A 12,207-nucleotide genomic window follows, 5' to 3' on the forward strand; every position below is an offset into this window, starting at 1 on the left:
TGGTAATGATGAAACAACTGATCTGTATGAGAGTGGACTCGTTAAAGCGTTGCTTAATGGTGATTATTCTGTCTCTTATAGCTTTCCAGGGCTATGCAAATGAAGCCCCACCTGTCGCCGATGATCCTGAACTTGAGAGTCGGTTGAATAATTTGGCAGAGAATCTACGCTGTTTGGTGTGTCAGAATGAAACACTAGCTGCATCACATGCTGATTTTGCTAAGGATATGAGGCGTGAAATCAGAGAACAGATGCGAATGAATAAAAGTGATGAGGAAATTGTAGATTTTTTAGTAGCTCGCTACGGAGATTTCATTCTTTTCAACCCTCCCTTTAAATCAATAACATGGTTGTTGTGGCTCGGTCCGTTCACTTTGTTTTTGGGGGGTGGTTCTGCGCTCATTTTTTATTTGAGGCGTCGTCGTATTCGAATAAAGGAAAACGAGGTACCACTGACAGAAAATCAGCGTTTACAGGCTGAATCTCTTATTAAAGAAATGGACAAGGATCAAAGTATATGACGACGGTATTTTGGGTTATAGTCGGTATATTTATCATGGCAGCATTGCTGTTTATTATACCTGTATTGCTGAGAAATAAAAAAAACGAGCTTCAAGATCAAGTTGAACGTCAGGCTGCAAATATTACTATTTACCGTGATCAGCTTGCGGAGCTGGATCGTGATCTACTTGACGATGTTCTTTCCAAGGAACAGCATGAACTCAGCAAGCAGGAATTACAAAAGCGAATGTTGCAGGATTTATCTGAAGATGATGAAACTGTTCGCGTAACTCCTGTCAATCGTCATGGCACTATTGTGAGTGTTATTGTTGCTCTGGCAGTTCCACTTGCTGCCATCTACCTTTATCTGGTAATTGGAGATACTCGCGGGCTGCTTCCGCAATCTCAACTGGCTAATGCTACGCAGTTTCAGGGGGGTGATGCGGAAGGAATGCCGCCGGATCATGCTGAGATCAAGGCAATGGTTGACAGTCTTGCTGCCCGTCTTAAGGATAATCCGGACGATATAGAAGGCTGGGTGATGCTTGGACGTTCTTACATAATTATGGAACGTTTTGATGAAGCTGGCGCAGTCTATGCCAAACTGGTTCAAATGGCTCCGGATAACCCCCAATTCTTGAGTGATTATGCCGATATGCTGGCCATAACGAATAATGGCAACTTACAGGGTAAACCTGCCGAGTTGATCAGCAAGGCGCTTGATATCGATCCGGATTATCCTAAGGCACTGGCTTTAGCCGGTACACTTGAATTTGAGCGGGAAAAGTTTGATCAGGCAGTTACTTACTGGGAGCGCCTGTTGAATGTTATACCCGCCGAGGCAAAAGATTCGAAATTTTATAAATCTGTGAGTGACAGTATCGCCCAGGCTAAATTTCTGGCCATGAAAGGTAGAAATGAATCTATTCCTGTACAGCTGGCGCAGAATTCAAATGTGGAGAGTGATGTGCCTGTGACATTGTCTTCTGGTGAGAAGCAGGAAGCTGCTACGGGCATACCAAGCGTTTCTGGCTCGGTTACTCTGGATGCCTCATTGGCATCAAAAGTTTCGCCTGATGATACACTTTTCGTTTTTGCAAGGGCCAGCCAAGGGCCAAAGATGCCATTGGCTATTTTGAGGCTGCATGCTAAGGATCTTCCAGTTTCGTTTAAACTTGATGACAACATGGCTATGACCCCCGCGATGAAGCTCTCAAGCTTTCCAGAGGTGGTGGTGGGGGCGAGAATCAGCAAAACCGGACAGGCTATTCCCTCCAGTGGAGATCTTGAGGGTCACAGCATTCCTGTGAAAATTGGTGAAGAAAATATTTCTATTACAATTGATCATATTGTCCCGTAAATTTAATTTGTTGATGAGGGGTATATATTTGTATGCCGGTTGATTTGATCCCTGATTTTGAGTTGGCTTCCACGGGTAACAAACAGTTTCGTCTGTCAGGTATAAAGAGCAAATACCTGGTTATTTTCTTTTATCCGAAAGACGATACACCTGGCTGTACTAATGAGGGTCAGCAATTCAGGGATCTATATCCAGAGTTTGTGCAGGAAGGTTGTGAAATCGTTGGTATTTCTCGTGACAGCCTGAAGTCACACGAGAAGTTTAGAGAAAAATATAATTTTCCCTATAATTTGCTGAGTGATGCCGATGAGGTAGTGTGCGAGCTGTTTGGTGTCATCAAGATGAAGAATATGTATGGTAAGCAGGTACGCGGGATAGAGCGCAGCACATTTATACTTGACCGGGAAGGCAAGCTATATAAAGCGTGGCGAGGTGTTAAGGTTCCAGGGCATGCTGAGGAAGTTTTAGCATTTATCAAGAAAATATAATGTGATAAGCACTTGAGAGGCTTGGAAACTATAGAATCTAGTTTCGTAATCTCAGGGTAGCAAGTGTCTGATTGAATCCAGTTCCTGAGTTAGCTCGTTGTAGGCAGCATCTAATCTGGTACGTGAGAATGGGTTGATTTCAAGTCCCTGTACAATTTCCCTCATACCATTTTTGCAGATGACCGGGAAGCCATAAATTACCCCCTCCGGTATTTCATAACTACCATCGGATAAGATTCCCATCGTAGTCCAGTCACCGTCGGCCGTTCCAAAAAACCAGTTACGCAGATGATCAATAATAGCATTAGCTGCACTGGCTGCACTGGATAAGCCACGTGCCTCGATTACCACAGCACCCCGTTTTTGTACCGTAGGGATAAAGTAGTTTTCGATCCAAATCGGATCTTTGATGAGATTAATAACTTTGGTATCACCGATCTCAGCATGATACAAATCAGGAAATTGAGTGGATGAATGGTTTCCCCATACAATCATCTTTTTGATATTGCTGACCGGCTGGTTTAACTTCATAGCAACTTGTGATAATGCCCGGTTATGATCGAGCCGGAGCATTCCTGAAAAATTTTCTGCTGGTAAATCTGGAGCATTTTTCATGGTGATAAGGGTATTGGTGTTCGCTGGATTTCCCACCACCAGTATTTTTGCATCACGTTTGGCCACTTGATTCAGGATCTTGCCCTGATTTCTGAATATTTCGCCATTGGTCTGCAGTAAATCCTTACGTTCCATCCCTTTGCGGCGGGGGCGGGCCCCAACTAGTATTGCTATATCTGTCTGATCAAATGCCATCATCGGGTCGTGAGTGGCAATAATGCCAGCCAGTAGCGGAAATGCGCAATCCTGAAGTTCCATAACCACTCCATCCAGTATTTTCCTGGATTCCGGGATGTCGAGGAGTTGAAGAATAACGGGTTGATTGCTGCCCAGCATGTCTCCCGCAGCAATTCGGAATAACAGGCTGTAGCTGATTTGTCCTGCTGCGCCGGTGACGGTAATACGAACGGGTGAAAGCACCAAATTCTGCTCCTTGGTATTTGATATATTTCCTGACAGGAAAAGAGAATTGGTAAAAACGATTGGTAGGAATTATACCGATAAACTCAATTGACAAGAAAGGTAAGTATCGTCCAGACTGCAGCTTTCCAGATTTTTATATTAAGGATTAGAATAACAAACTGATTGGACCCATAAATCGTAATGTGTTTACTTATTTATTATACAAATTGACTGGGGACTCGAATACTGATGCATAAATTTGATGTGATAATCATTGGTGCGGGAAGTGCTGGTTTATCTGCCTTGCGTGAGGTAAGAAAACGAACTGATAATTTTGTACTGATCAACGATGGTCCGTGGGGTACTACCTGTGCACGGGTCGGGTGTATGCCTTCTAAGTTATTGATTGAAGCAGCCAATGCTTTTCATCGACGGTTCAATTTTGGTGAGTTCGGGATTATGGGCGCAGATCAACTGGAACTGGATGGCAAAAAGGTTCTGCAACGTCTACGCAGGCTACGTGATGATTTTGTTACCAGCACCCTTAAAATAACCAATGATTTGGGTGAACGTGCAATATCGGGGCGTGCCCGTATTCTGTCGCCAGATCAAGTAATGGTCAATGGAGAGAAACTCAGCGCTCATAAAATCATTATTGCAACGGGTTCCCGGCCTGTTGTGCCCAAGAACTGGCTGAATCTTGGCAAACGTTTGCTGACGACGGATACTTTGTTTGAGCTGGATACGTTGCCAAAAAGTATTGCTGTCATCGGCATGGGTCCAGTTGGTCTGGAAATGATCCAGGCATTATCCAGGCTTGGTGTACATGTAACAGGCTTTGGATTTCGCAGCTCAGTAGGGGGGATAAGTGATCCATTCATTAATCAGACAGCAGTGAAGCTGTTGTCAGAAGAATTTCCACTCTATCTTGGTAGCAAAGCGAGTGTCGCCATAAATCCGGATAATAATGTGCTTACTGTCCGTGCAGAGAATATCGAAATTGAGGTAGACAGTGTACTAGCCGCATTGGGGAGGCAACCAAATATCGATGATATTGGTCTCGATACACTGGATGTGCCGCTTGATGAAAAAGGGCTACCATCAGTAAATCCAATTACCCTGCAGATTGCAGATTTACCAGTATTTCTGGCAGGAGATGCAAATCAGCGTCTTCCTCTGCTGCATGAGGCTGCAGATGATGGGCATATTGCCGGTTTAAATACAACAAGTGAAGAATTAATTTACTTTAAGCGCCGAGTACCACTAGCTATCGTATTTGCTGATCCTAATATTGCCGTAGTTGGTCAATCCTTTCATTCACTCGAACACGAAAATATTCAAATAGGTGAAGTCTCTTTCTCTAACCAGGGAAGGGCACGTTCGGCCCAGTCTAATCGTGGTGCCTTACGTGTGTATGCTGCGGCAAATGATGGCCGATTGCTAGGTGCAGAAATGTGTGCACCAGCCGGGGAGCATTTCGCACATTTGCTTGCTTTGGCAATCGATCAATCTCTAAGTGTGTGGGATTTATTGCGAATACCGTTTTATCATCCGGTGCTGGAAGAAGGTTTGCGTACAGCATTACGTAATCTGGCATCCAAGCTTCCAGCGTGCAGTAAGTCAGATCTAGCGGCTTGCGACTCTTTTAATTCCGAGGCGCTTGATTGAGCGTAACCTGGAACTTCTATCTCATCAGATAAATCAGGATGATCACAACTGGCTGTGTTGTATATTACGAAAGCAAGTCATTAAGCAGATGATTTTTAATGGTGGCGAATCAGGGATTTGAACCCCGGACCAACGGATTATGATTCCGCTGCTCTAACCACTGAGCTAATTCGCCAGCTATCTAAACGACATAGCGCGTATTCTGCCTTTTGTGGGGGAGGTAGTCAAGACCGATTACTTTTCCTTTGCTTCAGAATTGAAACAGGCACAGGTCGCCGACTCCGGTATTATTGGTTCTCAATTGAAAATTATCCAGATTAGTATATTCAATACTTTTTTGAATTTATATTCTTTATGTGGTTTTTGCAGAGCTTGTTCGTAAATTCCGATAATAAGAAGGTGGTTTTGAGGATGAGGGGAGAACAGCAATCCTGAAACGTTTGTTTCTCTCGTTATGTTCTTGACAGTATTCCGTATCAATCCGTAGCCAAAGTAACATGCAGATCACAAGCAACATGCGCCGTATAACCTCTCGCGAGCATCCCGTATTTAAAAAGCTGTTCAAGCTGCAACGTTCGTCACGGCAGCGCCGTGACGATGGACTTGCTTTGCTTGATGGCATCCATTTGTTGCAGTCTTATCTTGCTTCAGGAAGAATTCCGGAATTGCTGATCGTTAGCGAATCAGGAGGCCAACATGCTGAAATTAATCAGCTGCTAGGTAGTATTGGTAAAGATTTTGGAAGAGCTGATTGTCTAATGTTGAGTGATGCGCTATTCAACCAGATATCGCTAGTCAAAACACCGGTTGGTATTATGACACTCGTTCGTATTCCCCGGCATACCCGGTCTGTTGACTCCTATGAAGATTCTTTTTGCATCGCGCTGGAAGCTATTCAGGATCCAGGTAATCTGGGTTCGATTCTGCGTTCTGCGGTTGCTGCGGGTGTTAAAGATGCGTTCCTGTCTAGTGATTGTGCTGATAGCTGGTCGCCCAAAACATTAAGAGCCGGTATGGGGGCGCATTTTTCTTTGAGAATTCATGAAGATTCCGATCTGATCCAGATTGCTTGTCAATTTAATGGAAATGTTATAGCGACGGCACTGGCTGGCGCTGACAATATTTATCATACAGACCTGCGAGGGCCGGTCATGTTTGCTTTCGGTAATGAGGGGTGCGGTGTATCAGAAGAGCTGCTAGAAGTTGTGCGTGAACGTGTGGCAATACCCATGCCAGGGTGTGCCGAATCACTCAACGTTGCTGCGGCTGCTGCAATCTGTTTATTCGAGAAAATCCGGCAGGAGAATTCTGGTGAGAGTTACTCGCAAGAGTGATAAATGCTATTCCGCTTAGTGCCTGTGATACGTCAGTAATACTCCTTATTTTCTCGCGGAATTGGAAATTCAGGGTGACAAAGTAAAAACTCAGAATTGTCGTTTCTGTGTTCCTATCAGGTGTAATGAATCTTGCTTGCTCTGGTTACTCAGGTGCCATTTGCGAACCATGATCATGGTGGTAGATACAAATAACCCGAACAGAGCGATTACAGTATAAATATGCACATCGAACCAGATTAGCAGTGCATACAATGACAACATGGTAAGAATGCCAAGATTTTCATTAAAATTCTGTACTGCGATAGAGTGTCCAGCGCCCATCAGAATATGTCCGCGATGTTGCAGCAAAGCGTTCATAGGTACTACGAAAAATCCGGCTAATCCACCAATTATGACCAGCAAAACAACAGCTAGCCAGATATTCTGAGCCGTAATGATGAGAATTACCACGATTCCCATGGCAATCCCCAGAGGAATGACATCCAGCGATCGGCGTAATGAAACCAGCTTCGCTGCCAGAACAGAGCCCAATGCAATACCAATAGCGACGACACCCTGCAGTAGCGCTGCTTTGTTTAACGCATAACCAAGCGCCACTTCAGCCCACTTTAATACAATAAACTGCAGCGTTGCTCCCGCTCCCCAAAACAAGGTGGTAACCGCCAGCGAGATCTGGCCAAGCTTGTCAAACCACAATAGCTTTACACAGCGCACAAAGTCGTGAAACAGGAAAACCGGATTTTTTTTGAGTATCCGGTGATCAATTCCGGTATCAGGTATAAATAAATTGGTAATGGCAGCAATAATGTAAAACAGCATGATGACTATGATACTGGCATCTACAGCGGTATTGATCAGAGGGAGATTTGCAGTAAGTAGAATGGAAGCAACAGAAGGGGTAATAAGCAGGCCGCCAATAACTGTACCAAGAATGATCGATGCAACCGTCAGTCCTTCCATCCAGCCATTGGCAATCACCAGCTTCTCTGGGGGCAGCAATTCTGTAAGGATGCCATATTTTGCTGGGGAATAAGCTGCTGCTCCTAATCCAACAACCGCGTATGCGCCCAGCGCAGAAAGCTGATGCGCAGCAAAAAACAGCAATGCGCAACCGATAATTTTGATTGAGTTGCTGATAAACATGACCCAGCCTTTAGCCATGGAATCTGCAAACGCGCCGACAAGCGGGGCGAGTAATACATAAAATAATACGAATACGAATTTGAGCATGGGGGTGAGGTACTCGGGAGCATGCAGATCAATTAGCAGAGCAATGGCCACAACCAGCAGAGCATTGTCTGCCAGAGATGAAAAAAATTGTGCCGCCATGATGGTATAAAATCCGCGTCCCAAATTGTTCTCCTTACCTGCTTGTTCAATAACCTGAAAGCCTGATGCTGGCTTTTCTGCTACGGGCTGTTTTAACACTGCAGCTTTATATCATGAAAATTGTACTGAGCGTATTCTGGCTTTCAAAGTTTTCAGATTCTATTCAGAAAGATGTGCTACCAGCGCAACATTAAGCCACTATATAAATTGATGGCGAGAGTAGTTTTTCCACTAAACTTTGCAAGCATCAGGGTCTGTATTTTTGAGCGATATGCATCCGATATCACGAGGCGTTGCAATTGGAAGATCGGTTTTAGTGTGCTTGGAGCGCAGCAGAGATGGGAGAATGATATTGCGGATATAAGAGCCTTTGTGCGTAGCCGATAATAACTCGATCATCGATGGAATCAGGGAATGTGATGAAGTGAATCTTGCTGAAATTGTCGAGACCCTGGCTAAAAGATTTACCGAGAGTATGGTTCGAACTCCACACATTTCTCGATGCAAACCATATTGTTTGAAATAGAGAAATTTTGAATCATCATATCTTGTTGTTTTTTCTATTGAAGGACCAGAACAAAATTTTGCAATTTGCATATTTGCAAAAGGAGGAAAATAATGCGTATTAAGCTTTTTCTGACTGCTGTGCTGAGTTTAGGTGTTTCTTGCTTTGCTGAATCAGGGGAGAGTCAGCCTCAATCGTTGTCAGTTACTAATCAGGCCGAGCCTATTTCGACCGAAAATAGGCAACCAGCCCAGATTAAGGCAAAAAAGAAAAAAACTAAATCACAGCCTTCACAAGAGATCGGCTTAGATAAAAAATCTTTAATGATCGACTATTGCAGGAAACATACCTGCTAATTTAATAACTATTATGATAGGAATTACTCGTGAGAACTAAAATACTGGCAAATCTAGTTTCTATAATCTTTATAAGTTACACAGCAGTTGCAGTTTCTGCTCCACCTCATTGGTCTTATGAAGAGGAGCCTAACTGGGGAGCGATTGAAGACGCTACTCAATCGATACCATTGCGTTATCCCTACGCAGAGTGTGGTATTGGTAAACATCAGTCACCGGTAGATCTGGCAGATGAAAAGATTGTGAAATCCAGGCCGCTAAATAAACTTGCGGCACAGTATGGTACAGATACGCCATCTTTCTTCAATACAGGACATGCCATACAAGTTAATACTTCCCAGAATTTTACGGGTGGATTAAAAGTCGGGAAGGAATTGCTGCCGCTGGTTCAACTACATTTCCATGAGCCCAGCGAACATGTTGTTGAGGGCAAAAAATTTCCTGCGGAATTACATTTTGTACATATCAATAAGGATGGAAGAATTGCGGTACTGGCTGTGACCATAAATATCGGGAAAGAGAATGCGATGTTCCAGACTGTTCTGGATAATATGCCGTATGAAAGCGGCAAAGAAAATTCGACTTCCGGGGTTAAGTTCAAACTAGCGAAGTTATTACCGTCAGGTATGAATGCGGCCAATCTGAAATATTTAACGCTGGCTGGTTCATTGACGACTCCGCCTTGTAGCGAAGGCGTGCAATGGTATATTTTGACAAAATCAATCACGATTTCAGCGGCTCAATTAGAGCAAATGAAAACTTTCTACAGCAACAATGCCAGATCAGCACAGGATCTGAATGAAAGGTCAATTCTTTCAAACCAGTAATCGTGAGCTGTAAATAATTCTTCCCCGGCATGGCTCTGGCATCCGGGGAAGCTCCTTATTTGTTCGAATTTTTCTCGGTCCCATCACGTATTTTGGTTCTTGCCTGTTTGGCAGGTTGTCAAATCGCAGATTAAGCGCTAATTTTTTCGTGTGCGCCGCATGGGTGGCGTGTAGCTCGGCCAGGAAAACTGACCGCCCCTGCCCCGATAGCTACGCGCAATTCTGCAGGATGATGTCTTTCAGAACGTTCAGCTTGCCGTGGAAAAAATGTTCGGCACCAGGGATGATGGTCACAGGCAATGTTTGCGGTGTGGCCCAATCCAATATACTTTGCAGCGGCACGACGGTATCCTGATCCCCCTGAATGACCAGAATATGCTCAGCGCAATCAGTTACGGGTGGTGCTTGCAGACGCTCAACAGCAGGCGCGATCAGTATCAGCTTGTGAGGCCGCAGTTGCTGTGCAACATACGCCTGAACAGCGCCACCGAATGAAAATCCGGCCAGTATTAGTGGCAATGGGGTTGATCCGGTGTCATACCGCTCCCGGATAGATTGTGTGACAGCAAGCACATCCTCGATTTCTCCTTTCCCTTCCGCATAGTTGCCTTCACTTTCGCCCACTCCGCGAAAATTGAATTTCACCGTGATGTACTGCTGCTCGATGAATGCCCTGGCAAGAATATAGACGATCTTGTTATCCATGCTGCCATGGTAAAGCGGATGTGGGTGAGCTACGACTGCAATGCCATGTGGCGCATCATTCGGCAGTGTGACAACTGTCTCCAGCTTCCCGGCAGGGCCGGTAACAAAGAATCTTTGCTCATTTGGCATAAATACGGAATCCTGTGGTGTAGATTAGTTGGCATGACAAATAATTATAGGATGCTTTATCTAAAAACTACTGATAATTTATCCCTGCTGCGAATAATCGGCACATCCAATCTACCTTGAACAAAACTGTACTGGTACTGAAAAAACTGACTGATACCTGCCGCAGTGCGGTTGTTACTAAACATAGAAAAGGTATTTGCTTGAAGAACTGATTTTATGTTACCAGAAGAACTGCACGGGACTTTGAGGAGGCTTCAACTTTAAATACTGGTAAAAATTGTCATCTGCTTATTTGACTCCTCTGCTAAATCAATATGGACTAAATATATTGCTCCAGCCCCCGTAGTCCGGCGGTAAATCCCTCCATGGGGTTCCTGTTCGTATCATCCAGAAAAAACACATTAATTACGCCACCCCATGCTCCTTCACGTCCTGTCTGGAATTGCTGAGTCACTACAGTTATCTCTCCCAACAACTAATAGCAAATCAAAGTAGTTTCTAGCATCTCCGAAACAATTTTCATATTGCAAAGTGTTTTTGCGCCATTAACCGAAATATGTTTCGCCAGTCCCTATATTTTTACTTCTTAATCATATTTGTTATGACTGGTAATTTATTGGACATCTAATTTATTTTCAGCATGTTAAGTGCGTAGCGAGTCAAAAATAAGAGTTGTATTTTATTTTGGCATGTTATTTGCTTTTATCTATTGTAAGGACAGCCTGAATTGAGCTGGTTGACCTGACGGTGATGAGCCCCAAAAAGCGCTAACGCCAAACTTGGTGAGAAACCTGGTTATTGATCAAGGTGTGATGAGAAATCTGAGAATTGGAGGAATTAACCATGTATGAAAGTGAAAATATATTCGAATTCAATCCGGAAATGAGTGGTTTTGAAGCTGAGCAATATGAAGGTGAGGGCGAACAATATGAAGGTGAAGGCGAACAGTTTGAGCAATTCGAATATGGTGAAGCGGAGTGGGGGGAGGTATTTAACGAAGGCGAGGTGATGGAACTTGCCGCCGAACTTCTGGAAGTTACTAATGAAGCAGAGCTTGACCGTTTTCTGGGTTCGTTGATCAAGAAAGCCGGTAGCGCCTTAGGCAAGGTAGTGAAATCTCCAATCGGCCGGGCAGTGGGCGGCATACTAAAAGGGGTCGCCAAAAAGGCACTGCCGATTGCCGGTGGCGCGTTGGGTGCTTATTTCGGCGGACCTTTAGGTGCCAAAATCGGCAGCGGCCTGGCTTCTGCAGCAGGAAGCGCGCTTGGACTCGAACTTGAAGCACTCAGCCAGGAAGATCGCGAATTTGAGGGAGGTAAACAATTTGTACGATTTGCTGCCAATACCGTCAAAAATTCTCTGTCGGCCCCTCCTTCCAGTGACCGGAGTTATGGGGGCAGATACACGCAGCGCAGTGCGGAGTTTTCAGCGGCAGCAAGGGTTGAGGGTGAGTGGTATTGCCGGGCCGGATACGGAAGAGGCATTGAGGTCTGCTTGTGAGCGCCGGAATATTCAGCCTTCAGTGAAGGAAATGGAATCGGGTTATGAGAGTGAGTGGATGGAGATGGAATTGCTTGCTGCATTCCGGGACAACTACAGCAAACTTCTGCGTCACATGTCACCGGCAGATCAGAAACTCTGGGCTACCAGACGATGTTACCGGCTTTCGCAATATCGCCGTGTGCCCCGGAAGCGGGGGGTATATCTGCTTGTTTTCCGTAATCGCTCATCCAGCGGACATATCGGTTATGTTGGCGAGACCGGGAACCTTTATGACCGGATGCAGGGGTATCACCGGGATGTAATATCCTTTGGCCTTAATCCTGATAATTATTCCTTCTGCTGGGTACTGACTCCTCAACATAAAGCAATCGAAACAAATCTCCGGACTGAATCGTCCCGGGTTTTGAGGAGGCTGTTTGGTTAAAGTCAAGCCACCGGAATGGCTTCCCTGGCGAATTGCCTATAGTAGTTTACCTCAGCTT

The 12,207-nt window shown here is 44.7% G+C and carries 12 protein-coding genes, 1 tRNA gene and 1 pseudogene; 9 read left to right on the forward strand and 5 right to left on the reverse strand.

Annotated features, from left to right (window positions below):
* Positions 1-5: 5 nt before the first annotated feature.
* From C8R14_RS08105 to C8R14_RS08115, 3 genes are read left to right on the forward strand one after another with little or no spacing between them, the layout of a single operon-like run.
* Positions 6-521 carry a cytochrome c-type biogenesis protein gene (locus C8R14_RS08105; protein WP_011634685.1) on the forward strand — a complete coding sequence of 172 codons (516 nt, stop codon included), beginning with the start codon at positions 6-8 and terminating at the stop codon, positions 519-521.
* Positions 518-1,861: a c-type cytochrome biogenesis protein CcmI gene (gene ccmI, locus C8R14_RS08110; protein ID WP_011634684.1), complete on the forward strand. Its 1,344-nt coding sequence runs from the start codon at positions 518-520 to the stop codon at positions 1,859-1,861. Before C8R14_RS08105 ends, ccmI begins: the two co-directional genes overlap by 4 nt.
* A 32-nt stretch (positions 1,862-1,893) precedes the next feature.
* A complete protein-coding gene (locus C8R14_RS08115; protein ID WP_011634683.1) occupies positions 1,894-2,349 on the forward strand; it encodes a peroxiredoxin in 456 nt (151 codons plus the stop codon).
* A gap of 51 nt (positions 2,350-2,400) precedes the next feature.
* Here the strand turns inward: C8R14_RS08115 and C8R14_RS08120 are convergent, their stop codons facing one another.
* The gene (locus C8R14_RS08120; protein WP_011634682.1) at positions 2,401-3,384 is read right to left on the reverse strand and encodes a malate dehydrogenase; all 984 of its coding nucleotides are present in this window, start codon (positions 3,382-3,384) and stop codon (positions 2,401-2,403) included.
* 231 nt (positions 3,385-3,615) lie between these two features.
* On the opposite strand from C8R14_RS08120, the gene C8R14_RS08125 reads away from it, so the two are divergent.
* Entirely contained in the window at positions 3,616-5,034 is a 1,419-nt protein-coding gene (locus C8R14_RS08125; RefSeq protein ID WP_011634681.1) for a dihydrolipoyl dehydrogenase, read from the forward strand.
* A gap of 99 nt (positions 5,035-5,133) precedes the next feature.
* Here C8R14_RS08125 and C8R14_RS08130 read toward each other — a convergent pair.
* Positions 5,134-5,209, reverse strand: a tRNA-Met gene (locus tag C8R14_RS08130).
* Positions 5,210-5,549: 340 nt separating this feature from the next.
* Here C8R14_RS08130 and C8R14_RS08135 point away from each other — a divergent pair.
* Positions 5,550-6,368 (forward strand): TrmH family RNA methyltransferase, encoded by an 819-nt coding sequence (locus C8R14_RS08135; RefSeq protein ID WP_041353523.1) that lies wholly within the window; start codon positions 5,550-5,552, stop codon positions 6,366-6,368.
* A gap of 90 nt (positions 6,369-6,458) precedes the next feature.
* Here the strand turns inward: C8R14_RS08135 and lplT are convergent, their stop codons facing one another.
* Entirely contained in the window at positions 6,459-7,724 is a 1,266-nt protein-coding gene (gene lplT / locus C8R14_RS08140) for a lysophospholipid transporter LplT (RefSeq protein ID WP_041353522.1), read from the reverse strand.
* A gap of 594 nt (positions 7,725-8,318) precedes the next feature.
* Between lplT and C8R14_RS08145 the strand changes: the two genes are divergently transcribed.
* Together C8R14_RS08145 and C8R14_RS08150 are read left to right on the forward strand one after the other, a co-directional pair.
* Positions 8,319-8,561 carry a hypothetical protein gene (locus tag C8R14_RS08145; RefSeq protein WP_011634678.1) on the forward strand — a complete coding sequence of 81 codons (243 nt, stop codon included), beginning with the start codon at positions 8,319-8,321 and terminating at the stop codon, positions 8,559-8,561.
* Between the two features lie 29 nt (positions 8,562-8,590).
* Positions 8,591-9,388, forward strand: coding sequence for a carbonic anhydrase (locus C8R14_RS08150; RefSeq protein ID WP_011634677.1), 798 nt, complete (start codon positions 8,591-8,593; stop codon positions 9,386-9,388).
* A gap of 210 nt (positions 9,389-9,598) precedes the next feature.
* Here C8R14_RS08150 and C8R14_RS08155 read toward each other — a convergent pair whose 3' ends face one another.
* Positions 9,599-10,222 carry an alpha/beta hydrolase gene (locus C8R14_RS08155; protein WP_011634676.1) on the reverse strand — a complete coding sequence of 208 codons (624 nt, stop codon included), beginning with the start codon at positions 10,220-10,222 and terminating at the stop codon, positions 9,599-9,601.
* 327 nt (positions 10,223-10,549) lie between these two features.
* Positions 10,550-10,655, reverse strand: a pseudogene (locus tag C8R14_RS14390) (IS5/IS1182 family transposase); the annotation flags it as partial.
* 410 nt (positions 10,656-11,065) lie between these two features.
* Between C8R14_RS14390 and C8R14_RS13530 the strand changes: the two are divergent.
* Both C8R14_RS13530 and C8R14_RS08170 read left to right on the forward strand, forming a co-directional pair.
* Entirely contained in the window at positions 11,066-11,722 is a 657-nt protein-coding gene (locus tag C8R14_RS13530; RefSeq protein ID WP_011634675.1) for a hypothetical protein, read from the forward strand.
* A complete protein-coding gene (locus tag C8R14_RS08170) occupies positions 11,613-12,149 on the forward strand; it encodes a peptidoglycan-binding protein (RefSeq protein ID WP_074710113.1) in 537 nt (178 codons plus the stop codon). The genes C8R14_RS13530 and C8R14_RS08170 overlap by 110 nt, the downstream gene beginning before the upstream one ends.
* Positions 12,150-12,207 lie beyond the last annotated feature (58 nt).

This window comes from Nitrosomonas eutropha, from assembly GCF_003201195.1.
GTDB classification, from domain to species: Bacteria; Pseudomonadota; Gammaproteobacteria; order Burkholderiales; family Nitrosomonadaceae; genus Nitrosomonas; species Nitrosomonas eutropha.

Coding starts and splice junctions, on each gene's coding strand:
- C8R14_RS08145 (WP_011634678.1), top strand. CDS start 8,319: ATGCGTATTAAGCTTTTTCTGACTGCTGTGCTGAGTTTAGGTGTTTCT.
- C8R14_RS08135 (WP_041353523.1), top strand. CDS start 5,550: ATGCGCCGTATAACCTCTCGCGAGCATCCCGTATTTAAAAAGCTGTTC.
- C8R14_RS08170 (WP_074710113.1), top strand. CDS start 11,613: ATGGGGGCAGATACACGCAGCGCAGTGCGGAGTTTTCAGCGGCAGCAA.
- C8R14_RS08115 (WP_011634683.1), top strand. CDS start 1,894: ATGCCGGTTGATTTGATCCCTGATTTTGAGTTGGCTTCCACGGGTAAC.
- ccmI (WP_011634684.1), top strand. CDS start 518: ATGACGACGGTATTTTGGGTTATAGTCGGTATATTTATCATGGCAGCA.
- C8R14_RS13530 (WP_011634675.1), top strand. CDS start 11,066: ATGTATGAAAGTGAAAATATATTCGAATTCAATCCGGAAATGAGTGGT.
- C8R14_RS08155 (WP_011634676.1), bottom strand. CDS start 10,222: ATGCCAAATGAGCAAAGATTCTTTGTTACCGGCCCTGCCGGGAAGCTG.
- C8R14_RS08125 (WP_011634681.1), top strand. CDS start 3,616: ATGCATAAATTTGATGTGATAATCATTGGTGCGGGAAGTGCTGGTTTA.
- C8R14_RS08105 (WP_011634685.1), top strand. CDS start 6: ATGATGAAACAACTGATCTGTATGAGAGTGGACTCGTTAAAGCGTTGC.